At 59.1% G+C, this 21,115-nt stretch carries 22 protein-coding genes and 2 tRNA genes; 15 read left to right on the top strand and 9 right to left on the bottom strand.

Annotation, left to right across the window (positions count from 1 at the left end; genetic code table 11):
• Positions 1 to 233 precede the first annotated feature (233 nt).
• From FGQ61_RS04280 to folB, 8 genes are all read left to right on the top strand, one after another.
• Positions 234 to 1,967 (top strand): glycoside hydrolase family 13 protein, encoded by a 1,734-nt coding sequence (locus tag FGQ61_RS04280; protein ID WP_195211975.1) that lies wholly within the window; start codon positions 234 to 236, stop codon positions 1,965 to 1,967.
• Positions 1,968 to 2,099: 132 nt separating this feature from the next.
• A tRNA-Gly gene (locus FGQ61_RS04275) sits at positions 2,100 to 2,175 on the top strand.
• A 3-nt stretch (positions 2,176 to 2,178) separates the two neighbouring features.
• Positions 2,179 to 2,253 (top strand) — tRNA-Val (locus FGQ61_RS04270).
• Positions 2,254 to 2,864: 611 nt separating this feature from the next.
• Positions 2,865 to 5,087 (top strand): anaerobic ribonucleoside-triphosphate reductase, encoded by a 2,223-nt coding sequence (gene nrdD, locus FGQ61_RS04265; protein WP_138374672.1) that lies wholly within the window; start codon positions 2,865 to 2,867, stop codon positions 5,085 to 5,087.
• A 426-nt stretch (positions 5,088 to 5,513) separates the two neighbouring features.
• Positions 5,514 to 6,095 (top strand): anaerobic ribonucleoside-triphosphate reductase activating protein, encoded by a 582-nt coding sequence (gene nrdG, locus FGQ61_RS04260; RefSeq protein ID WP_022094398.1) that lies wholly within the window; start codon positions 5,514 to 5,516, stop codon positions 6,093 to 6,095.
• 66 nt (positions 6,096 to 6,161) lie between these two features.
• The gene (gene folE, locus FGQ61_RS04255; protein ID WP_138374671.1) at positions 6,162 to 6,719 is read left to right on the top strand and encodes a GTP cyclohydrolase I FolE; all 558 of its coding nucleotides are present in this window, start codon (positions 6,162 to 6,164) and stop codon (positions 6,717 to 6,719) included.
• Between the two features lies 1 nt (position 6,720).
• Entirely contained in the window at positions 6,721 to 7,302 is a 582-nt protein-coding gene (locus FGQ61_RS04250; RefSeq protein ID WP_171021502.1) for an HD domain-containing protein, read from the top strand.
• 43 nt (positions 7,303 to 7,345) lie between these two features.
• The gene (folB, locus tag FGQ61_RS04245) at positions 7,346 to 7,831 is read left to right on the top strand and encodes a dihydroneopterin aldolase (RefSeq protein WP_138374670.1); all 486 of its coding nucleotides are present in this window, start codon (positions 7,346 to 7,348) and stop codon (positions 7,829 to 7,831) included.
• Positions 7,832 to 7,837: 6 nt separating this feature from the next.
• Here the strand turns inward: folB and FGQ61_RS04240 are convergent, their stop codons facing one another.
• Both FGQ61_RS04240 and FGQ61_RS04235 read right to left on the bottom strand, forming a co-directional pair.
• A complete protein-coding gene (locus FGQ61_RS04240; RefSeq protein WP_171021501.1) occupies positions 7,838 to 8,614 on the bottom strand; it encodes a M48 family metallopeptidase in 777 nt (258 codons plus the stop codon).
• 74 nt (positions 8,615 to 8,688) lie between these two features.
• The gene (locus FGQ61_RS04235) at positions 8,689 to 9,702 is read right to left on the bottom strand and encodes a dipeptidase (RefSeq protein ID WP_138374668.1); all 1,014 of its coding nucleotides are present in this window, start codon (positions 9,700 to 9,702) and stop codon (positions 8,689 to 8,691) included.
• Positions 9,703 to 9,822: 120 nt separating this feature from the next.
• Here FGQ61_RS04235 and FGQ61_RS04230 point away from each other — a divergent pair, with 120 nt between their 5' ends.
• From FGQ61_RS04230 to FGQ61_RS04220, 3 genes are all read left to right on the top strand, one after another.
• Positions 9,823 to 10,251, top strand: a complete 429-nt coding sequence (locus tag FGQ61_RS04230) for an FKBP-type peptidyl-prolyl cis-trans isomerase (protein WP_117817160.1) — start codon at positions 9,823 to 9,825, stop codon at positions 10,249 to 10,251.
• 3 nt (positions 10,252 to 10,254) lie between these two features.
• Positions 10,255 to 10,833, top strand: a complete 579-nt coding sequence (locus FGQ61_RS04225; RefSeq protein ID WP_138374667.1) for an urease accessory protein UreE — start codon at positions 10,255 to 10,257, stop codon at positions 10,831 to 10,833.
• Between the two features lie 83 nt (positions 10,834 to 10,916).
• Positions 10,917 to 11,714, top strand: coding sequence for an HAD-IIB family hydrolase (locus tag FGQ61_RS04220; protein WP_161115752.1), 798 nt, complete (start codon positions 10,917 to 10,919; stop codon positions 11,712 to 11,714).
• 77 nt (positions 11,715 to 11,791) lie between these two features.
• Here FGQ61_RS04220 and FGQ61_RS04215 read toward each other — a convergent pair whose 3' ends face one another.
• From FGQ61_RS04215 to FGQ61_RS04195, 5 genes are all read right to left on the bottom strand, one after another.
• Positions 11,792 to 12,172, bottom strand: coding sequence for a Fur family transcriptional regulator (locus FGQ61_RS04215; protein ID WP_138374665.1), 381 nt, complete (start codon positions 12,170 to 12,172; stop codon positions 11,792 to 11,794).
• 61 nt (positions 12,173 to 12,233) lie between these two features.
• A complete protein-coding gene (locus FGQ61_RS04210; protein ID WP_138374664.1) occupies positions 12,234 to 12,644 on the bottom strand; it encodes an acylphosphatase in 411 nt (136 codons plus the stop codon).
• Between the two features lie 2 nt (positions 12,645 to 12,646).
• Complete coding sequence (locus FGQ61_RS04205) at positions 12,647 to 13,753, bottom strand: Gfo/Idh/MocA family protein (RefSeq protein WP_138374663.1); 1,107 nt, start codon at positions 13,751 to 13,753, stop codon at positions 12,647 to 12,649.
• A gap of 73 nt (positions 13,754 to 13,826) precedes the next feature.
• The gene (gene rnhA / locus FGQ61_RS04200; RefSeq protein WP_171021500.1) at positions 13,827 to 14,363 is read right to left on the bottom strand and encodes a ribonuclease HI; all 537 of its coding nucleotides are present in this window, start codon (positions 14,361 to 14,363) and stop codon (positions 13,827 to 13,829) included.
• Between the two features lie 12 nt (positions 14,364 to 14,375).
• Complete coding sequence (locus tag FGQ61_RS04195) at positions 14,376 to 15,314, bottom strand: LysR family transcriptional regulator (protein WP_138374662.1); 939 nt, start codon at positions 15,312 to 15,314, stop codon at positions 14,376 to 14,378.
• A gap of 273 nt (positions 15,315 to 15,587) precedes the next feature.
• On the opposite strand from FGQ61_RS04195, the gene FGQ61_RS04190 reads away from it, so the two are divergent.
• The 3 genes from FGQ61_RS04190 (at position 15,588) to FGQ61_RS04180 (ending at position 18,380) form a co-directional block, all read left to right on the top strand.
• Entirely contained in the window at positions 15,588 to 16,898 is a 1,311-nt protein-coding gene (locus tag FGQ61_RS04190; protein ID WP_138374661.1) for an O-acetylhomoserine aminocarboxypropyltransferase/cysteine synthase family protein, read from the top strand.
• A 312-nt stretch (positions 16,899 to 17,210) separates the two neighbouring features.
• Entirely contained in the window at positions 17,211 to 17,987 is a 777-nt protein-coding gene (locus FGQ61_RS04185) for a hypothetical protein (protein ID WP_138374660.1), read from the top strand.
• A gap of 186 nt (positions 17,988 to 18,173) precedes the next feature.
• Complete coding sequence (locus FGQ61_RS04180) at positions 18,174 to 18,380, top strand: hypothetical protein (protein ID WP_138374659.1); 207 nt, start codon at positions 18,174 to 18,176, stop codon at positions 18,378 to 18,380.
• A 108-nt stretch (positions 18,381 to 18,488) separates the two neighbouring features.
• Here FGQ61_RS04180 and FGQ61_RS04175 read toward each other — a convergent pair whose 3' ends face one another.
• Positions 18,489 to 19,403, bottom strand: a complete 915-nt coding sequence (locus FGQ61_RS04175; protein WP_229025899.1) for a ketopantoate reductase family protein — start codon at positions 19,401 to 19,403, stop codon at positions 18,489 to 18,491.
• Between the two features lie 117 nt (positions 19,404 to 19,520).
• The gene (locus tag FGQ61_RS04170; RefSeq protein ID WP_138374657.1) at positions 19,521 to 19,715 is read right to left on the bottom strand and encodes a cyclase family protein; all 195 of its coding nucleotides are present in this window, start codon (positions 19,713 to 19,715) and stop codon (positions 19,521 to 19,523) included.
• 163 nt (positions 19,716 to 19,878) lie between these two features.
• Here FGQ61_RS04170 and FGQ61_RS04165 point away from each other — a divergent pair, with 163 nt between their 5' ends.
• Positions 19,879 to 21,066 carry an aldo/keto reductase gene (locus FGQ61_RS04165; protein WP_138374656.1) on the top strand — a complete coding sequence of 396 codons (1,188 nt, stop codon included), beginning with the start codon at positions 19,879 to 19,881 and terminating at the stop codon, positions 21,064 to 21,066.
• Positions 21,067 to 21,115: the final 49 nt, after the last annotated feature.

Raw genomic sequence — 21,115 nt, 5'->3', positions numbered from 1 at the left:
GAGCACAACCTTGCCAAGGTTGGGGTCGCGGGTTCGAGCCCCGTTGTCCGCTCCAAACGCAACAGCCCGGCTACTACGGTAGCCGGGCTTTTTTGTATCCATCGCATGGGCTCGAACCCGAGAGGGAGCGAGCGTTTTGGGGCGTGGCTGTGGCGTTGTTTGCCGCGAATGTCCGCTTTGGGCGTATCATCGTGGGCATCTCGCATAACCTCGTTGCAAGGGAGATACGCCCCATGGCTACAGAAAAGTCTTCTTCGCGCTCATGGATGTCCGACGCTGCGATCTATCAGATCTACCCGCGCTCGTTTAAGGATTCGACTGGTTCGGGTCTGGGCGATATCGCGGGCATTACCCAGCAGATGGACTATCTTGAGCGGCTGGGTATCGAGGCCATCTGGCTGAGCCCGTTTTACCCATCGCCTCTTGTCGATGGCGGCTATGATGTGGCGGACTACTGCGATGTCGACCCACGTCTCGGCTCGCTTGACGACTTCGATGACATGATCGCTGCGGCTCACGCGCGCGGCATCAAGGTCATCGTCGACATCGTGCCCAACCATTCATCCAACCAGCACCCCTGGTTCAAAGCCGCTCTTGCCGCCGGCCCCGGATCTCCCGAGCGCGCCCGTTATATCTTCCGCGATGGTTGCGGCGAGCATGGCGAGCTGCCTCCCACCAATTGGAATGCCAACTTTGGCGGCCCCGCATGGACGCGTGTTGCGGACGGTCAGTGGTATCTGCACATGTTTACGCCCGAGCAGCCGGACTTTGACTGGTCATGCCCTGAGGTTCACGCGCTCTTTTGCGACGTCCTGGCGTTTTGGAGCGATCGAGGCGTCGACGGCTTTCGCATTGATGTGGCGCAGGGTCTCGCCAAGGATCTCGACCGCGATGACCTCGACCGGTGGCATCTCGCCGAGGGCGATGACATGGTTGACGACGGCACCCATCCGCTGTGGGACCGCAATGAGGTCCACGAGATCTATCGCGAGTGGCGCCGCGTGTTCGACCGCTATAATCCGCCGCGCAGCGCCGTTGCCGAGGCGTGGGTGTTGCCCGAGCGCCAGTATCTCTACGCGCGTCCCAGCGAGCTTGGCCAGACATTCAACTTTGAGTTTGCCAAGGCCACTTGGACCTATGATGACATGCACACTGCAATCGAGAAGGGCTTGAAGGCAGCCGTCGAATCCGATTCCGCCTCGACCTGGGTACTCTCCAACCACGACGTGCCGCGCGTGGCGACACGCTATGCCCTGCCGCAAATCAAGGCGACGCGCTACCACCAGATTGCGCTCGACTGGCTCTTACGCGACGGGTCGTCTTATGACGAGGACCGTGAACTCGGCGAGCGCCGCGCGCGGGCGGCCCTTTTGCTTGAACTGGCGCTTCCGGGCTCGGCATACGTGTATCAGGGTGAGGAGCTCGGCCTTTTTGAGGTGGCTGATATCCCGTGGGCTGCACTCGAAGACCCTACTGCGACCAATACGCACGGACCGAAGCGTGAGAAGGGGCGCGACGGCTGTCGTGTGCCCCTGCCGTGGGTGGCGGCGGACGATCCCGCGCATGGCGGATCGTTTGGGTTTTCGCCGGCAGACGCCGATGCGGCGCCCCATCTGCCGCAGCCTGCATGGTTTTCCGATTATGCTGCCGATAAGGAAGAAGCGGACCCGACATCGATGCTTGCGCTCTATCGTGACGCCCTCTGGCTGCGGCGCAAGCTGCGCGGGTGCGCCAACGATCTTGCGTGGCTCGATCTTGACGGGCGCACCGGTCTTGCGGATGGTGCCGAGGGCGCTGAGGGCGGCGTCATCGCCTATCGCCGCGATAACGGCTGGACGTGTGTGACGAACTTCGGTGCAGCACCCGTGGAGCTGCCGGCGGGCAGGGTCCTGCTCACCTCATCACCGCTTTCAGACGGCAGGCTCGCGCAGGACAGCTCTGCCTGGATCATGCTCGGTGATATGTAGGGGCATCTCGCTGCGAGCCTGCGTTTGTTCGCGCCTTTCGTGACGACTGATGCCCTCGCGAGAGCGTCGCAAAACTTTTCAAAAAAAGTTCTTGCATAGGATGCGGGCATCACGTAAGATTAATCCTCGTAAGCGGACATGGCTCAGTTGGTAGAGCACAACCTTGCCAAGGTTGGGGTCGCGGGTTCGAGCCCCGTTGTCCGCTCCATTTGGGCGTTTAGCTCAGGGGGAGAGCGCTTCCCTGACACGGAAGAGGTCAGAAGTTCAAATCTTCTAACGCCCACCAAATGTTCGCAGCTCAGAGGCTATGTCCTCTGAGCTGTTTTGTTTTGCTACCAAGCACGCCGTCAAATATGCCAGCAAATATTGATCCAAGGTCCCCGTAGAGGTGCCGGCAGGTTGCATACGTCCTGGCCGACCGTGACCGCAACATGTTGGTCAAGCATAATCTTTTGGATTCTTTTGGCGTGAGCGGCTTGGTTTTGGTAGGATTTGTCAGCGGCTTGACTAAGGGGGTTTTATAACTGCCATGCAGGTAGCCGTGTTGGTAACGTTTTACCGACTTGCCAAGAACCCCTCATAATTAATGCGTCTGCAAAATGACTAATTGCTTTGACCTGCTGAAACACTATATGTTGTGTTTGACCTAAAAAAAGAATACAGGATATAGATGCCTCTTTGTCGTATGATAGATGGCGGACAGAGAACGAGGACCTTATTCGCCCCATTTGGATGGATCTTCGAGCCCCTTGATTGGCTGCGAGGATTGTCCGCATGAGGGCCTATGGTTTTCGAAAACACAGATTGCGCGACGGCGCCGCAAGACAGGGGCAAGCCCTGCCGGGCATCGTTTGGCTCTGAAGCGCAATACGATTTCGACGCGAAAGAGGCAAGAGGATGAAGATCATCAAGCGCAGCGGCACCGAGGTTGTCTTTGACATCGATAAGATTGTCAATGCCATCCGCGCCGCAAACTTGGAGGTCGAGGAGAGCTCTCGTCTTACCGACCGCCAGGTGGTTTACGCGGCACAAAACGTCGCCGAGGCATGCGAGAACGCGGGCCACACCGTGTCGGTCGAGGAGATTCAGGATCTGGTCGAGGACGAGATTATGCGTCTCGACTGCTACGAGGTCGCTCGCCATTACATCATCTATCGCTATGTTCAGAGCCTGAAGCGCCAGAAGAACACGACCGACGACAAGATTCTGTCGCTGATCGAGTGCAACAACGAAGAGGTCAAGCAGGAGAACTCCAACAAGAACCCGACCGTCAACTCCGTTCAGCGCGACTATATGGCCGGCGAGATCTCCAAGGACCTGACCCAGCGCGTGCTGCTGCCCCAGGAGATTGTGGATGCTCACAATGAGGGCCTGATTCACTTCCATGATTCGGACTACTTTGCCCAGCACATGCATAACTGCGACCTGGTGAACCTGGAGGATATGCTCCAGAACGGTACTGTTATCTCGGGCACGCTGATCGAGAAGCCGCACAGCTTCTCGACTGCCTGCAACATCGCGACGCAGATTATCGCCCAGGTTGCTTCCTCCCAGTACGGCGGCCAGTCTATCTCGCTGACCCATCTTGCCCCCTTTGTTGAGGTGAGCCGTCAGAAGATTCGCGGCGAGGTTGCCCGCGAGCTCGATGAGCTTGGCGTCTCTGCGTCTGCCGAGAAGGTTCGCGAAGTCGTTGAGGACCGTCTGCGCGATGAGATTCGTCGCGGCGTCCAGACGATTCAGTATCAGGTCGTGACCCTTATGACCACGAATGGCCAGGCGCCGTTCGTGACGGTCTTTATGTATCTTAACGAGGCCCGTACGCCCCAGGAGAAGCACGACCTTGCCATGATCGTGGAGGAGACGCTTCGCCAGCGCTACGAGGGCGTTAAGAACGAGGCCGGCGTTTGGATTACCCCGGCATTCCCCAAGCTTATCTATGTACTCGAGGACGATAACGTTCACGAGGATTCCCCGTACTTCTACCTGACCCAGCTGGCTGCCAAGTGCACCGCCAAGCGCATGGTGCCCGATTACATCTCCGAGAAGAAGATGCGCGAGCTCAAGCTGTCGAAGGGCGAGACCGCCGGCAACGGCGACTGCTACACCTGCATGGGTTGCCGCAGCTTCCTGACGCCCGACCGTTCGGGCAACGGATTTAACAACGTGGCCAACGCGCTGAACTATGACCCGAACAAGCCCAAGTACTACGGTCGCTTTAACCAGGGCGTTGTGACCATCAACCTGCCCGATGTCGCGCTGAGCTCGCATCAGGACATGGATAAGTTCTGGAAGATCTTCGACGAGCGCCTTGAGCTGTGCCACCGCGCCCTGCTGTGCCGTCATGAGCGTCTGATGGGTACGCTTTCGGATGCCGCGCCGATTCTTTGGCAGTACGGCGCCCTGGCGCGCCTTAAGAAGGGCGAGACGATCGACAAACTGCTTGTGGGCGGCTATTCCACCATCAGCCTGGGGTATGCCGGTCTGTATGAGTGCGTCAAGTACATGACGGGCCACAGCCACACCGAGAAGGAGGGCACGCCCTTTGCCATGGCGGTCATGCAGCGCATGAACGACAAGTGTGCGGAGTGGAAAGCCGCGAGCGATATCGATTTCTCGCTGTACGGCACGCCGTTGGAGTCGACGACCTACAAGTTCGCCAAGTGCCTGCAGCGTCGTTTTGGCATTATCCCGGGCGTGACGGACAAGGGCTACATTACCAACAGCTACCACGTCCACGTGTCCGAGGAGATTGATGCCTTCGACAAGCTCAAGTTTGAGGGCATGTTCCAGCAGCTTTCGCCGGGCGGGGCCATTTCCTACGTTGAGGTTCCCAACATGCAGGACAACCTCAAGGCTGTCATTCGCGTGATGCAGTACATCTACGACAACATCATGTACGCCGAGCTCAACACCAAGAGCGACTACTGCCAGGTGTGCGGCTACGATGGCGAGATCAAGATTGTCGAGGACGATGGCAAGCTGGTGTGGGAGTGCCCCAATTGCGGCAACCGCGACCAGGAGAAGATGAACGTCGCTCGTCGTACGTGCGGCTACATCGGTACCCAGTTCTGGAACCAGGGCCGAACCGAGGAGATCCGCGACCGCGTGCTGCATCTCTAATAACCATCCCAGGCCGCCCCGTAGCGAGGCCCCGGACCTTTACTCGCTATTTCGGACAGTCCTGGCTCACGACGGAGGCGCCACTGGCGCCTCCTGTTCGTGCGGAACTCATATCGAGCAAAGGTCCGGGGCCTCGCTACGGGGCGGCCAAGTTGACGTAGCTGAGATGCGGCATGCGGTCTGCTCACTCCTCGAAGTTCTTAGCGGAAATAATTTGAGCTGCAGCTGCGATTTACTTGCGATGGCGGTTGAGCCGCAACCCAGTTTTTATTAGATCTCGAACCCTATGCTCGATGTTCGCTTCGTTCATTGAGTTACCCTTTGCATGAGGCCGGGACATATCGTCCCGCCCGCAGTTTCGCAGGCCGCAGGCCGAGAATGTTTGAGGACGGGATGATATGTCCCGGCCTCCCGGGAGAGTTACCTATGAATTACGCGAACATTAAGTATTTCGACATTGCTGATGGGGAAGGCGTTCGTACTTCTCTGTTTGTGAGCGGGTGCCGTCGTGGGTGCAAGAATTGCTTTAACTCTGTCGCGTGGGACTTTGCTGCGGGTGAGCCGTTCGATCGTGCCGTCGAGGACAAGATTATCGAGAGTCTCGATCATCCCTTTATCGATGGCCTGACGATTCTGGGCGGCGAGCCTATGGAGCCCGAGAATCAGGCGGGGCTCGTTGACTTTATCGAACGCGTGCGTGCGGCCTATCCCGCGGGGTCGGGCAAGACCATTTGGTGCTTCACCGGCGACGTGCTCGAGGAGCTTATGCCGGGTGGTCGTCACCATACCGAGGCGACGGACCGTATCCTTGCCTGCCTCGATATGTTGGTGGACGGCCCGTTCGTTCAGGATCTGTACGATATCTCGTTGCGCTTTAGGGGCTCGAGCAATCAGCGCGTGATTGATATGAACGCCACGCGCGCCCGTGCTGTGCGCGAGGGCGTTGCGCTTTGCGACGCTGTGGAGCTTTGGCGGGACGATCCGGTCTATTCGACCCATACTATGTAGCTTGTGGCCGATGCCAAAGGGCGTGGTACCATAGCGCGAACGTGAAATCGGAAAAGTGAGGCCCAGATGGTCGATCAGGAAAAAGTCGAGGCCGCCATTAAGCTGTTGCTTGAGGGCATAGGCGAGGACCCAACTCGTGAGGGCCTGCTGGAGACCCCGGCGCGCGTTGCCCGTATGTATGGTGAGGTCGCCGGCGGTATGGATCAGAGTGCCGAGGAGCACCTGTCCAAAACCTTTGCCGTCGCTTCGAACGACTTGGTTATTGAGCGCGACATTACGTTTTACTCGCTGTGCGAGCACCATCTGCTGCCGTTTTATGGCAAGGCTGCGATCGGCTATATCCCTAACGGTCGCGTGGCGGGTCTGTCTAAGCTCGCTCGCACGGTTGAAGTCTATGCCCGTCGTCTGCAGCTGCAGGAGCAGTTGTGTGCACAGGTTGCCGATGCCCTCATGGAATATCTTGCTCCCCAAGGGGCGATTGTGCTGATGGAAGCCGAGCACATGTGCATGACGATGCGCGGCGTGCAAAAGCCCGGCACCAAGACCGTGACGCTCGCTCGCCGCGGCGTCTTTGAGACCGATCCCGCGCTCGAGGAGCGGTTCTTTAGGATGCTGGGCCGTTAGCATGAGGGTCGTCAACGACTTTACATCGAAGACCGACGAGGGGACGTCGCGTCGCGGCTTTATGGCTTCGGGCCTGGCCCCCTTTGGTGCCATGCCTCGTATTGATTACATTTGTGCCAACGGGCTGTTCCGGCGGCACCTGGGCAACATTGCACAGTTGGAATCGGGGCGCATCTTCTGCCGCCATGGTATTGACCATCTTCTCGATGTCGCTCGCATTATGTGGATCAAGAATCTTGAGGAACAGCTCGAATTTGACCGCGAGGTCATCTACGCCACGGCACTTCTTCACGATATCGGCAAAGATGAACAGTATGAATCGGGTATATCTCATGATGTTGCAAGCGAACGCGTCGCTGATGCGATTCTCGGCGGCATGCCCGATGACGTGGCGTTTGAGCCGGCCGATGCCGCAGCCATTAAGACGGCCATTCTGGGCCATCGAAAGCTGCGCGTGAACAGCCAACCGCTTGAGCGCCTGCTCTATGCAGCCGACAAAGCGTCGCGCGCCTGCTTTGCATGCCCCGCGCGCAATGCTTGCAACTGGAGCGATGATAAAAAGAACCTGTCGATTCGCGTGTAGTTAGTTTGCGCGGTCGGGGTCCTAAACGAAGGAGACGATCGCGATGAGCAATAAGAAACTGCCCGAGAATGCAACCAAGACTGAAGGTGCCGAGCTCGCCCGCCGTGGAAGGGGCGAAATATCCACCGCAACGGCGGTACCCCACGTGAGCTATGACGATCTGCGCCATGCCGACCACATCACCGTTGAAGGTCTTGAGGTTTTTGCTAACCACGGCGTATATCCCGAAGAGAACGCGCTGGGCCAGAAGTTCATCGTGTCCCTGGTGCTCTATGCCGACCTGCGTGCAGCGGGGGAGCACGATAACCTGGACGCCTCGATTGACTACGGCTCGGTATGCCACGATGTCGATGGCTATCTGCGCGAGCATACGTTTAAGCTCATCGAGGCTGCAGCCGAGGGTGTGGCCCAGATGCTGCTACGTCGTTACCCCCTGCTGCTTGGCGTGCACGTTAAGCTCGATAAGCCTTGGGCGCCCGTCGGTCTTCCTCTGGCAAGCTGCGGCGTCGAGATCGAGCGCGTGCGCTAACCGGTTCTAATACGTCTCTATGGGTGGCTGCTTGAGACGCTGCGACAGCGCTCTATTGTTGGGGCAGTACGTGTCGAGCAGGGTGTGAAACCGATGATTGTGGCTTGGCTCGAGCAAGTGGACGAGCTCGTGGGCGACAACCATGTCGAGGCATTCGACGGGGTAAGCGGCAAGTTCTCGTGCGATGCGAACGGCACCGGATTTGGGCGTGCATGAGCCCCAACGCGTTTTCATGCTACGTACGGAAACGCGGGCCACGGTGACGCCCATTGCGATCTCGTACGCGTGCACCATATCGCGCAGCGCCGTGGTGACCTCGGATGCATAGAGCTGGTCGATGCGGGTCTGGAGCTCATCGGACGTCAGGCCGTCGAGGATTGCGCACCGCTCGGCTTGTGGGCGTTCGTCCGATTTGTCGGCACCCATAAAACTTGCGAAGGTGGCCTGCTTGGGCCGCGGTGCGGGTGATGCAAAGTTGTGGTCGAGCGCATCTTGTACCGTTATGGGCTTGCCCCAAAGTGCAATGATGGACGAGGGGCTGAGCGGCTCTCGCGCCGTTGCCTGACGTTGCTCGCGCTGGGCAAGTCGGCTGATAATCCAGGCGCTGTTGCGCTTCACAAACGCTTCGATACGCTCGCGGCTGGCGTCGAGCGGTGCGCTGGCGTGGACCTCACCGCTCGATGTGACGCGTAGGTTGAAGTTTTTGACGCGCTTTTTGGTAACGACGACGGGGATGGGCGTCCCATCCGGTCGGGATACGGAAATCGTAAACTGCTGCGTCAAAAGTGATCCTTCAGATTGGGGACGGGCCGGCATGTCGACCGTTCGGCATGCCGGCCCGCTCAAGGGGTGTGAAATTAATAACGCTCAAAGAAGGCAAGCGCGTTGTCGCTGCAGAGCTTTTGCATCACGGTCTTGCCAAAATGCTTGGAGAGCATGTTCTGGAACTCGGGCATCTTGCTGGCATCGGAGAGGAAAGCGGGCACCGTGGCACCGTCCCAGTCGCCGCCGAGCGCGATGACGTCCTCGCCGCCCAGGTCGAGCCAGTGCTCGATATGTGCCGCCAGCTGGTCGAAGGTGACGTCTGCGGCGGTCTTGTCGGTTGCGTCGTTGGATAGGAACTCGCTGCAGTAGTTGAGGCCGACGATGCCGCCCATGTCGCGAATGGTGCGGAACTGGTCGTCGGTGAGGTTGCGCTTGACGCCGCAAACCGCACGGGAGTTGGAGTGGCTGGCGACGAAGGGGCGCGTGGCGTGGGCGACAACCTCGTCAAAGCACTCATCGTTGAGGTGGGAGACGTCGAGTACCATTCCGGCGTGCTCCATCTGCGTAAGTGTCTCGATGCCGGCGGCGGTGAGGCCGGCGTGGGTATCGTGTCCGCTCGCGAGCGGTCCCTGCGCGTTCCAACTGAGTGACGACATAAGCACGCCCAAGCTCTTGAGCACTTCGATCAGCGCGGGGTCCTCGGCAAAGAACGTGGCGTTTTCGATGGTGTGGATGCAAGCGACCTTGCCGTCCTTGAGCGCGGGGCGAATGTCTGCGGCGCTGCGCACGTTGACCATACGGTCGTGGTTGAGCATTGCCTGGCCGCTCATATGCGCCATGATCTGCGCCTGGAAGCGCGCGGCGTGGGCGGTGGGAATCTCGTCGGGGACAAACGTGGCGAAGCACTGTGCCAACGGCGTGTTGCCGATCTTTGCGAGCGAGATGGCACAGGCGTTACCCTCGATGAGGTCGAAATCTTGCGGATGCGTTTCGTCGCCGGGGAAATAACCGTCGGTGCCGGCGGTAAAGCGCAGGTCGAGATCGAGCGTGGCCCAGCCGATTCGGTCGGCGGTGTCGCAGTGTAGGTCAAATACGGGATATGCCATGGTTCCTCCGGTTGCAGCGTTTCTTTGCAAACTGTCTTCAAATTGTATGACTAGGGTATAGTTAGCGCCATATGTTCATGGCGGCCCGTGTTGTGCGCCGCCCTTATCACGGAGGTTTCCATGTCCAACCAGGGCAAGAAGGTCAAGACTCATTATCGCGGCACGCTCGACGACGGCACGCAGTTCGATAGCTCCTACGATCGCGGTGAGCCGCTGGAGTTCACCTGCGGCGCCGGCCAGATGATCAAGGGCTTCGACGCCGCTGTTGTCGACATGCAGGTGGGTGAGAAGAAGACCGTGCACATTCCTGCTGCCGATGCCTACGGCGAGCACAATCCCGAGATGGTTCTGACCTTCCCGGCCGAACAGGTTCCCAACATCGAGCAGATTGAGAAGGGCATGAAGCTCTTCTTGTCCACGCCGAGCGGTATGCCCGTCCCCGCCGTGGTCATCGATGTAACGCCCGAGGCCGTGACGCTCGACGCCAACCACGAGCTGGCCGGTAAGGATCTCAACTTCGATATCGAGCTCGTCGAGGTCGAGGATTAGGCTATGCCTGCAAATCTGGTTTCGACAACGTGCCTCGGAAATCTCAACGACCCGTCCTATGAGCTTTTGCTTCGCCGGGAGCTGGGCGGTGTCTTTGAGGTCGATGAGCTACTGCTCGATTGGGACCAGGCTGATGTATACGCGTTTGTGGGCGTGACGGAGCTGGGGCGCACGGTCGATGTTCGGCTGGATACTGCCGACGGCGGTCGTCTTGCCGACGGCGACGTGCTCGCCATTGACCGTTCGGGCATGGTGCCCGTGGCGGTTGTCGTGCGCTTGCGCAGCGCCGAGGTTTATTTGGTCGAAGTTGACCGCATGGACCCGATTGCGCTCGCGCATTCGTGCTGGGAGATCGGCAACATGCATGCGCCGCTCTTCCGGGGCGACTCGGACGAGCATACTGTGCGCATGTATACGCCGGTGCAGCCTGTTTTGGGCCGCATGCTCCGGGGTGTCGAGGGTGTTCGGCTCTCGCTGGTTACCCGTGAACTCGATGCGGACCGGCGCTTTGCGTCGAGTGCGGCGGAGGTCGTCGTGAGCATGGCTCCCGACTTTACCATCGTAAAAAAGGCGCGCGGCTAAGCGCGCGTATGCGCAAGACGGGCTTTGAGGGGCGACCGATCAAGGTCCGTCTTGCTGTTGATATGAGGCTTTGGGGGAAGCATATGGGTCTTGAGGGAATCAAACTGATTGCATGCGATTTGGACGGCACGTTGCTGCATCCGGGGGAGCGCGAGCTGCGTTCCGAGGCCTTTGAGCTTATCGATGAGCTGCATCGTCGTGGTATCGTGTTTATGCCGGCGAGTGGCCGTCAATATGCGAGCTTGCGCTACCTGTTTGCCCCGGTGGCCGATGAGCTCGCCTATGTATGCGAAAACGGAACCCTGGTGATGAGCGAGGGGCGTGCCGTCGTCAAGCGTTCCATGGAGCGTAGCCTTGCTATGGTTATCGCGAATACCGTGGTTGCGTATCCCCATACCGACATGACCCTTTCGTGTGAGGGGCACATCTACACCATGAGCGGCAACGATGCGTTCGTCGACCATTTGCGCTATGTGGTCCACTGCGATGTGGCGGTGGTCGACCGTCCCGAGGACATCGACGAGGATGTCATTAAGATTGGCTTCCAGACGCCCGAGGTGGATTATCCGGCGGCCCGGGAGTATTTCGAGCGCCTCTTTGGCGACCGTGTCGATGTGATGACGTCAGGAACCGCATGGACGGACCTTATCGGTTTCGGTTCGGGCAAGGGCTCCGCGCTTGTCGATTACGGTCGTGTCCTGGGGATTTCGCCCGATGAGATGATGGCATTTGGCGACAATGAGAACGATCGCGACATGCTCAACGTCGTGGGCCATCCCTATCTGATGGAGAGCTGCAACCCCACCATGCGCGGTATCAACGATCGCGTCCGTTACGTGCACACGGTCGAAGAAGAACTGCACCGCCTGCTCGCCGAGTAGGTTTTCGGGACATGCCTAGAAATGTACTGTTTGCTGCAAAGCGCGGAAAGGTGGATTTTAAGGCATGTCCCGAACATCTACCGGCAGTCGGGGCAGAGACCCTCGAAGATGGTGTAGTGCGACGTGACGTGCCAGCCGATTTGCTCGGACGCTTTGGCGTCGAGCTGGGCATCGAAGGGGAGCGGTACGTCGATGACGCGGCTGCACGAGGTGCAGATGATATGCGCATGCGGCTCGATCGTGCGATCGAAGCGGCTGCCGCCCGGCGTCTTGATGGAGAGGATCTCGCCGGCGTCGGCCAAGAGATTGAGATTGCGGTAGACCGTACCGCGGCTGATTTTGTCATCCTGCGCGCGCACGGCGTTGTAGATTTCGTCGGCGGTGGGATGGTTATAGCTTTGGCGCACGGCGTCAAGAACCAGCTTTCGCTGCCTGGTATTCCTTCTTTGCGCCGCCATGCGCCTCGCCTCTTTTCTATCAACGGTCGTAGGTAAATGATACCGTATTTAGCACACAATACTAATAATGAGGACTGAAACCGTCTTCATTGGCAAGTGGGGCTCGGGCCTGGGCATCTACGAGGCGAAAACGCGTTCCCATGCGCTCGTAGGAGGCATGAAGTGCCTCGAGATGAGATAGGATGCTTGCCGGAGCTCCCTGTATCTCCATCTCGACTGAGCCGTCTTCCATGTTACGTACCCAGCCGGTGAGTGCGCGTGCCTGCGCGAGGTTGGTGTTGGTAAAGCGAAAACCAACGCCTTGGACTTGCCCCTCCCAGCGCAGGAAATAGCGCAGGGGAGTGTCTTGAGTGGCCTCGTCGCTTGCGAGCACAGTAAGCCTGCGGCGCAGCTCGAGCTCGACGTTTGATGGTTTTTGAGGCTCTCGACTGCCGCCGGTGACGCTGGAGAAGAACGTATCGAAGAAGCCCATCGCTATGCCTGCTTGCCTGCGTCGGCCGGGAAGGTTATGCCGGCCTGCTGGCGCACGGCATCCATGATGCGCAGTGAGACGAGCGTGACATCGCGGTAGTGGCCAAGCTCGTGGCGTCCCGCCGGGGTCTCCCAAATCTCTTCTTTAACGTTATCGATGCCGCCGATGGCGGTGATAAAGTCTGTGAGTTCGTATTCCATAGTGTTGCTCGATTTGGGTAGGTCGAGCACGCGGCCGTTGTCGCCCTGTCCGCGCGGCGCCTCGGTCGCCGAGCCGCGTACGACATCGCCGCGATAGTCGATACGGACGTTGCGGGGCGTGGACAGATGGTCAATCTGGATAGTGCCACGCTCGCCTTCGATCTGCGAGGGAAGCAGGTCATTCGTAATTTTGGAGTGCGCGAGCTCGACGGAGATACGGCCACCGCCGTAGCTGGCGAGGATGGAACCGCAGCCGTCGATGGGGCCGTGCGTGAGCTGTCGCGTGGTGGGGTCGAGCAGAGTAGCCATGCTCGTAAGGCCGGAGGGCATGCCGAAAATCTCGACCATGGGCTCGACGGTGTAGACGCCAATATCCATGAGGGAACCCGATGCCATATTGCAGTCGAAGATATTGGTGGCGCGTCCCGCGAGAATCTCGTTGTAGCGCGAGGAATACTTGCCAAAGCGCAATGAGGCGCGGCGGATGGGCGCAATCTCGCCCAGGGCGTCCTCGATGGCGTGGAAAGCGGGGTCATGGAGCGGGCGCATGGCCTCGAGGGCTACGACGCCCGCTGCCTCGGCAGCGCGGAAGACTTCCAGCGCCTGCGCCTCGGTGGCGCAGAAGGGCTTCTCGACGATGACGTGCTTGCCACCAGCGATGCAGGCAAGGGCCTGCTCGTAGTGAAGTGCGTTAGGGCTGCCGATGTAGACGGCGTCGACGTCGTCGGCAGACGCAAGCTCGTCAAGTGCGGTGAAGTTACGCTCGCCGCCGTGCTTAGCGGTGAAGGCGGCGCCGCGATTTGCATCGCGCGAGAGCGTGCCCACAAACGCGGCTTGGTCGTTGGCGTTGACGACCTGGATAAAGTCGTCGGTAATCATGGATGTGCCGATGGTCGCTATACGCAGCATGTATCCCCCTCGTGCCGTTCGGTTTACAGGATGAGTGTAGCGCGGGAGGACACAAAAGCGTGCGAAAACGCCGTTACAGGTCGCTCTCGTTAAAGCCGGCGTCGATATCGAGGTTGCTGCCGTCGGCCGCCGTGGTGGCAAGCTCGTCGCAGCGCTCGTTGAGCTCATGGCCGGCGTGGCCCTTAACCCAGATGAACTCCACTTTGTGCTTGCTCTTTGCGGTGAGCAGGCGCTCCCACAGATCGCGGTTCTTGACAGGCTGCTTGTTGGCAGTCTTCCAGCCGCGTTTCTTCCATCCGTCAATCCAGTGCTTGTTGAAGGCGTTGACGACGTACTGCGAATCGGAATGGACTTCGACGTCGCAGGGGCGGTTGAGTGCCTCGAGCGCCACGATGACTGCCATGAGCTCCATGCGGTTGTTGGTGGTCTTGGCGTAGCCGCGCGAAAGCTCGGAGGTGAAGGTCTTGCCGGCGGGGTTGGTGTATTTGAGCACGGCGCCGTAGCCGCCGCGTCCCGGATTTGATCGGGCCGAGCCGTCGGTATAGATGATGACCTTCACATGGTTCCTTTCGTTGGGTATGTTTCGTGCGAGTGACCATTGTAGCGCCATGCCCGCCGGGGGCTAGCAATCTACGATTTCTACCCCGTCTTCCGACAGTTGGTTGGCATGGATGATGCGGTTGAGCTCGTCGAGGTATTGCTGCAAGAGGGGAGAGGGCTTGCGATCGTCGTGCATGATATAGCCTACGTGCATCGTCGGGGCGTCTACTAACGGGATCGATGCCATACCCCATTGCATTTCATTGGAGAGGACACCGGTCGACAGGGTGTAACCGTTCGACGTGATAAGTAAGTTGGTAAGTGTTCCACGGTCCGAGATTCGTATGTTGCGGTCGCAAGGGATATAGCTAAAAGGTTCCTCGGCGTAATAGAAGGAGTTCGAGGTTCCCTGCTCAAAGCTGTAGCGCGTATAGGGCGTGAGGTCGGCAAGGGACAGCTGAGGGCGGCGTGCGAGCGGGTGACGCTCGCTAACGAACACGTGGACTTTCGCATCAAAGAGGGGATGAAAGCTCGCTCGGGCATCGGTAAAGGCCTTCTGCAAGACACGGGTATTAAAGTCGTCCAGATAGAGGATGCCGATGTCGCTGCGAAACGCGCGCACGTCGTCGATGATCTGCGCTGTGGTGGTCTCGCGCATGATGAACTCGAACTTGCTGTCGCGGCAGCGCTCGACCACGTTGACAAAGGCCTCGACCGAAAAGGCGTAGTGCTGGGCGGAAATGGCGAGGCGGGCTTGCGGGGTACCGCCGTCCTCGTAGCGGGCCTCGAGCATGTCGGCCTGCTCTACGACCTGGCGTGCATAACCCAAAAGCTCGGTGCCGTCGTTGGTGAGTGCAACACCGCGGCTGGAGCGCGTAAAGATTTCGATATGAAGTTCCTGCTCCAGGCTTTTGACGGCATTGGAGATATTGGACTGTGCCGTATAGAGGCGCTGGGCTGCGGCGTTGATCGAACCGGACTCTGCCACGGCGATCAAAAAGCGAAGCTGTTGGAGGGTCATCGGCGCCCGTCCTTTCGAGTGTTATCTATAAAACCGATAACAGGTTAGCGCTTTAAAGTGATTGACCGAGGAAAACAATGCTCGTACTATTCAAAACACACAAAGACGGTAGGTAATTAAGCCAACTACGGAACCGGGATGCGAAAGGAGGCCCGCATATGAATTGCTTACCAAGACGAATGCCGGGCTCCTGTTTGCGCCCGTCGGCGTGATCAGGAGACAGCGACTCACTTCTCTTACTCTTATTACTTTTGTTCGATCAAGGAGATCATCATGAGCCAGTTCATCAACAACCCCGAGCACACCTTTGGTTTCGATACCCTGCAGCTGCACGTTGGTCAGGAGAGCGCCGATCCTGCATCCGACTCCCGTGCCGTGCCTATCTACCAGACCACGAGCTATGTGTTCCGCAACTCCCAACACGCCGCCGACCGCTTTGGTCTTGCCGACGCCGGTAACATCTACGGCCGTCTGACCAACTCCACCCAGGGCGTCTTCGAGGACCGTATCGCCGCCCTCGAGGGTGGCGTGGCAGGTCTTGCCGTCGCCTCCGGTGCTGCTGCTATCACCTATACCCTGCAGGCTCTTGCCCAGGCCGGTGACCACGTGGTGGCTCAGAAGACCATCTACGGTGGTTCCTACAACCTGCTGGAGCATACGCTCTCCCAGTTTGGTGTCGAGACCACGTTTGTCGATGCCCATAACCTGGAAGAGGTCGAGGGTGCCATCAAGGACAACACCACGGTCATTTACCTTGAGACGCTCGGCAACCCCAACTCCGACATCCCCAACATTGACGCCACCTCCGAGGTCGCCAAGAAGCACGGTCTGCCGGTTGTTGTCGACAACACCTTCGGCACCCCGTATCTGTTCCGTCCGCTGGAGCATGGTGCCAACATCGTCGTCCACTCTGCAACCAAGTTCATCGGCGGCCACGGCACCTCGCTGGGCGGTGTGATCGTCGACGGCGGTAACTTCGATTGGAAGGCGAGCGGAAAGTACGCCCAGATCGCTGAGCCCAACCCCTCCTACCACGGTGTTTCGTTTGCCGAGGCTGCCGGTCCCGCTGCCTTCGCAACCTATGTCCGCGCTATCCTGCTGCGTGACGAGGGCGCCTGCATCAGCCCGTTCAACGCCTGGGTCCTGCTCCAGGGCACCGAGACTCTGTCGCTGCGCGTTGACCGTCATGTCGAGAACACCAAGAAGGTCGTTGAGTTCCTGACCGGTGACAGCCACGTCGCCAAGGTGAACCACCCGAGCCTGCCTGAGCACCCCGATCACGAGCTCTATCAGAAGTACTTCCCCCGTGGCGGTGCCTCGATCTTTACCTTTGAGATTAAGGGTGGCCAGGAGGCAGCTTGGAAGTTCATCGATCATCTGCAGGTGTTCTCGCTGCTCGCCAACGTGGCCGACGTCAAGTCGCTCGTCGTGCACCCGGCTACCACCACGCACTCCCAGCTCTCTGCCGAGGAGCTCGCCGAGCAGAACATCACGCCCTCCACGATCCGTCTTTCCATCGGTACCGAGAACGCCGAGGATATCATTTGGGATCTGAAGCAGGCCTTCGTCGCGCTGGACGAGTAAGGCGACTTGTGCAAGGACCCCTTGCGACTCGATAGGTATAACTGCATAAAATGCCTGCTCAAGGCGCCTGTGCGAACAATGGTTGCACAGGCGCCTTTTTTGCATAGAGAGGGTGCAAAAACAGGGTTTTTGATACGATTTATGCATTTGAGTTGTGGAAAACTCCTGTTGAGAGGATGTGAGTTTTACGCAATTGACGTGCGCCTTTTGAGTAAAACCGCAGGTCGCGATTTGCTCGGGGTACTATGCAGCGCGATCGAATCACACGCAGCCTAAACGCAGCAAAAACACACTACGGAGGTTTCCAGCTACATGAGGATCGATTCACGAAAACCGAAAGCCGCCGCCCTTTCCGCCGCTCTGACCGTGGCACTTTTGGCGGGCGTCGGCGCAACTGATGCCCACGCGGCAACACTATCCGATACGGTCGGATCTACGCCGTCCGAGGCGACGCTGGTGCAGCCCGTCGACTACCGCGGTGACGGTTACGGCTCTATGCAGGAGTGGAACGCCTCGATGGGGGCGAAGCGCGATTCCCTGGAGATGCGCGCTCAGATCATTATGAATATGTATGGCGACTATGCTACCGATGACGAGCGCGCTGTGTTGCAGGGCTGCATCGACGGCGCGAGTAGCCTGTTGACGATGGGGGAGGTCGACGCCAAGTCGACCGAGCTCGACGAGCTTCGCTCCGCGCTCGAGGATGCCAAGCGCGAGGCGCTCGAGGCTGCCGCAGCCGAAGCCGAGGCCGCTGAGGCCGTTCAGGCTTCGTATTACAACGCCGGCTCCGGCTCGTCTTACGCGTCTGCTGCGTATTACGCGAACGGCTCGGGCCTGACGCGCTCGAGCGGCGTCAATAACTATAACGGCCGCCGCGAGACTTATTACAGCAGCAACGTGTTGTATCACCACCGCACGGGCGAATGGACGCAGGACGCCGAGGGCTTTTGGCGCGATTCCGATGGCTACTACGTCGTTGCCGCGGGCGATAAGGCCCAGGGCTCCACGTTTACCGGGTCCAAGGGCGAGTGCAAGGTCTATGACTCCGGCTGCGCTGCCGGAACAACCGATTACTACACTGGCTGGTAATTTTTCTGCATCACGGATATTTGACGGACGGGCGTCTTTACCGAGCTTTAGGGCAACGTAAGGACGCCCGTTCTATGTATGCGTTTGAGTTAACAGAGCGCTTACCGTGGCAGTACGCCGCGCATATGGGCGCGGGGCACACTAGTTCATGAGAAATAAGGTCTTTCTCGTGGAGGAAGTGGTCTTGTGAACGCTCGAGATATTGCTATTGCCGCCGTCGCATTGGTGCTTGGCTGCCTTGGTCCTACGGCCGCGCTCGTTGTGGGCATGCAGGGGTCTTGTGGGGCTGCCTCTATCGTGGTCAGTGCGTTGATCGCGGCCGCACTGCTGGGAAGTGCGGGTGTAGCCCTTTGTCGCGACGATGAGGACCAGGCGTCGGAGTCGCAGCTCTAACCGTCGGGACATCGACTACTGGTTATAGATGAAGATGAAAGCCGCCGTAAGGGGAGTGCTCCTTGTGGCGGCTTTGCTGTTGAGCCTGTTGACGTGGTGAGCCGGGCGCTACCAGCTTTTCTCGATATCGCGGATGCGCTGATAGAGCCAATCGTTTTGCGGCGCTTGGATATCGTGTTTGACGGCCAGGCGGCAAATGGTGCCCGCGAACTCCTCGACTTCGGTTTTTCGTTGTGCGATGCGGTCCTGCGCCATTGAGGGCATACCGGCGGGGTCGATTCCCTCGATGAGGTGCACCATCTGCGTCAGGTCTGCCTCGGTCAGCTCAATGCCCTCGGCGTTGGCGACCGCAAGCGTTTCGCGCATGGCAGAAACAAAGCAGCGACGCTGCTCGGAGCCCGGCTCCGTGGCGCTTCCGTAGGTCCCGCCGTAGGCCATGCACGTCTGGTTGATGCCGTCGTTGAGCATGAGTTTGGCCCACATGCGGTGCGTAACGTCGCTCTCGACGGTATGGGCGATGCCGCAGCGCGTGTAGAGCTCGTCGATGGCGGTGACGGTTGCGAGCTCAGTGCCGGCCGCCGCGCCAAAGCGGATTTCGCCCGCATTGGTAAAGGTGAGCTCTCCGTTGAGGAACACGGCGTCCATGCCCTGGCAAATACCAAGAACGGTATGCTCCCAGCCAAAGCGCTCGGCAATCTTCTGCTCGCTCGTAATGCCGTTACACAGCGAGGCGATGAGCGTATTGGGTCCCACGACGCGCTCCATAGTCTTGAGTGCTTGGTTGAGTCCAGTCGTCTTGACCGTGAGAATGACCAGATCGGCGGGCGTTGCCTCGCTGGCGCGGACGGACTTGAGCGCACAGGGCTTGCCATTGACGGTGAGCGCATCGCCCGCGTGACGCTCAAAACGGGCGTCATCCATAACGTATTCGACGGCGTCGTTACCGAGTGCCTGGGCGATCATACTGCCGTAGAGTAGCCCGACGCCGCCCTTGCCGATAAAGGTGACCTTGTTGATCTGCATGTGAATTATCTCCCCATATAAAAGGTGCCCGCGTAAGGGGCGCCTGATGGATTGTATGCCGCCAGCGCACCTTGTGCATGCAGGGTGGCGATTTTTAAATGAATGGACGCGTGGAGCTTACGCTGCGGGGCAGACCGCGAAAACGCGTGCGGGATATCCAACGCCATCGCGCACCTTGGGGAAGGTGCAGAAGATGACGGCGCCTGTGGCGGGAAGCTCGTCCAGATGGTCCATGACCTCGATCTGATAGCGGTCGACCGAGAGGATGTACTGCTCGCCGGGGTAGGGGTAGGCGTCCTCACGTGTGGTCACGGTCGCTTCCTTTCATCGGGCTTTTTGCTGATGTTAAAGCGGTGTCGTGACGGCTCGATTTCTGCTACGTTACGATACATTCTCGATTGCGATTCCACGATGTTTCGGCTGCGTGACCATTGTGTTTCGCCTTGCCGGGGCGCTGATGGCGAAGGGAGGGGCCGTGCAATACCGTGTTGACCCCAAAAGTGGTAACCGAATATCCGCTCTGGGTCTGGGCTGCATGAGGTTTCCCGGTGCGCCGGGACATCCCGATGCGAAGACGGCCGATGCCATCATCTCCCGTGCGGTGGAGCAAGGGATAACCTATCTGGACACGGCCTATCTCTACCCCGGTAACGAAGCTTGTGTGGGAGCTTCGCTTGAGCGCCTGGGTCTGCGTGACCAGATTTTGCTCGCGACCAAGTTGCCGCACGCTTCGTGCAAATGTGCGGAGGATTTCGACCGCTTTTTTGACGAGCAGCTGCGCCGTTTGCGGACTGACCATATCGACTACTACCTCATGCACAACATCACCTCGCCTGCGCAGTGGGAGCGCGTGGCAGCTTTGGGTATCGAGGACTGGATTGCGCACCAAAAGGCTGCGGGGCGTATTCGCCAGATAGGTTTTTCGTACCACGGCGGTGCGGCGGATTTCCTCATGATGCTTGACGCGTATGACTGGGATTTTTGCCAGATCCAGTACAACTATGCCGGAGAGCGCTACCAAGCGGGAACGGCGGGACTCATGGCAGCCGCCGAGCGCGGGCTCGCGGTGTTTGTGATGGAACCGCTTTTGGGTGGACGCCTGGCGGGCAAGCTGCCTCCGCGGGCCCGCGCCGTGCTCGATGACGTACGCGATCCGTACCTGAAGACGCCGGCTGCTTGGGGCCTTTCGTGGGTGTGGAACCATCCTCAAGTCACGATGCTGCTTTCGGGCATGACCGATACCGCGCAGGTGGACGAGAACGCGGCATTGGCGGATCGCGCACTGCCGGATTCGATGACGACAGAGCAGCTCGATACCATCGCACGTGTGCTGGGAGAGTTTGAGAAATCGAATCGCGTGCCCTGTACGGGGTGCGGCTACTGCATGCCGTGCCCCAAGGGCATCAATATTCCCGGTTGCTTTGGCGCCTACAACGCGAGCTACGCGCATAGTTGGTTTACGGGGCTGTCTCAATACTTTACGGCGAGCGCGGTGCGCACAAGCGAGCCCAAGCTGGTGAGCAATTGCGTCAAGTGCGGTAAATGCGCACGACACTGCCCGCAGCACATTGATATTCCCGAGCGTCTCGACGGTGTGCGCCGACGTTTCCAACCTGGTCCCGTAACGGCCGCGCTTAAAGCCTTTTGCAAAACGCGCTCCTGATGCCCCTTTTATAACTTGCGGTGGAATAGTTCCTGTTTGCGGCAGAATA

The sequence above is a fragment of the Collinsella aerofaciens genome, assembly GCF_005844325.1.
GTDB lineage: Bacteria > Actinomycetota > Coriobacteriia > Coriobacteriales > Coriobacteriaceae > Collinsella > Collinsella aerofaciens_G.
This window is presented reverse-complemented; position numbering and strand designations above follow the sequence as displayed.

Bases quoted from the DNA above. Each gene is read 5' to 3' on its own strand.
- FGQ61_RS04210 (WP_138374664.1), bottom strand. From the start codon at position 12,644: ATGGGCTTCTTCGATACGTTCTTCTCCAGCGTCACCGGCGGCAGTCGA.
- rnhA (WP_171021500.1), bottom strand. From the start codon at position 14,363: ATGGCGCTACAATGGTCACTCGCACGAAACATACCCAACGAAAGGAAC.
- FGQ61_RS04195 (WP_138374662.1), bottom strand. From the start codon at position 15,314: ATGACCCTCCAACAGCTTCGCTTTTTGATCGCCGTGGCAGAGTCCGGT.
- nrdG (WP_022094398.1), top strand. From the start codon at position 5,514: ATGAATTACGCGAACATTAAGTATTTCGACATTGCTGATGGGGAAGGC.
- FGQ61_RS04280 (WP_195211975.1), top strand. From the start codon at position 234: ATGGCTACAGAAAAGTCTTCTTCGCGCTCATGGATGTCCGACGCTGCG.
- FGQ61_RS04235 (WP_138374668.1), bottom strand. From the start codon at position 9,702: ATGGCATATCCCGTATTTGACCTACACTGCGACACCGCCGACCGAATC.
- FGQ61_RS04215 (WP_138374665.1), bottom strand. From the start codon at position 12,172: ATGGCGGCGCAAAGAAGGAATACCAGGCAGCGAAAGCTGGTTCTTGAC.
- FGQ61_RS04250 (WP_171021502.1), top strand. From the start codon at position 6,721: ATGAGGGTCGTCAACGACTTTACATCGAAGACCGACGAGGGGACGTCG.
- FGQ61_RS04185 (WP_138374660.1), top strand. From the start codon at position 17,211: ATGAGGATCGATTCACGAAAACCGAAAGCCGCCGCCCTTTCCGCCGCT.
- nrdD (WP_138374672.1), top strand. From the start codon at position 2,865: ATGAAGATCATCAAGCGCAGCGGCACCGAGGTTGTCTTTGACATCGAT.
- FGQ61_RS04230 (WP_117817160.1), top strand. From the start codon at position 9,823: ATGTCCAACCAGGGCAAGAAGGTCAAGACTCATTATCGCGGCACGCTC.
- FGQ61_RS04205 (WP_138374663.1), bottom strand. From the start codon at position 13,753: ATGCTGCGTATAGCGACCATCGGCACATCCATGATTACCGACGACTTT.
- FGQ61_RS04225 (WP_138374667.1), top strand. From the start codon at position 10,255: ATGCCTGCAAATCTGGTTTCGACAACGTGCCTCGGAAATCTCAACGAC.
- FGQ61_RS04220 (WP_161115752.1), top strand. From the start codon at position 10,917: ATGGGTCTTGAGGGAATCAAACTGATTGCATGCGATTTGGACGGCACG.
- folB (WP_138374670.1), top strand. From the start codon at position 7,346: ATGAGCAATAAGAAACTGCCCGAGAATGCAACCAAGACTGAAGGTGCC.
- FGQ61_RS04190 (WP_138374661.1), top strand. From the start codon at position 15,588: ATGAGCCAGTTCATCAACAACCCCGAGCACACCTTTGGTTTCGATACC.
- FGQ61_RS04175 (WP_229025899.1), bottom strand. From the start codon at position 19,403: ATGCAGATCAACAAGGTCACCTTTATCGGCAAGGGCGGCGTCGGGCTA.
- folE (WP_138374671.1), top strand. From the start codon at position 6,162: ATGGTCGATCAGGAAAAAGTCGAGGCCGCCATTAAGCTGTTGCTTGAG.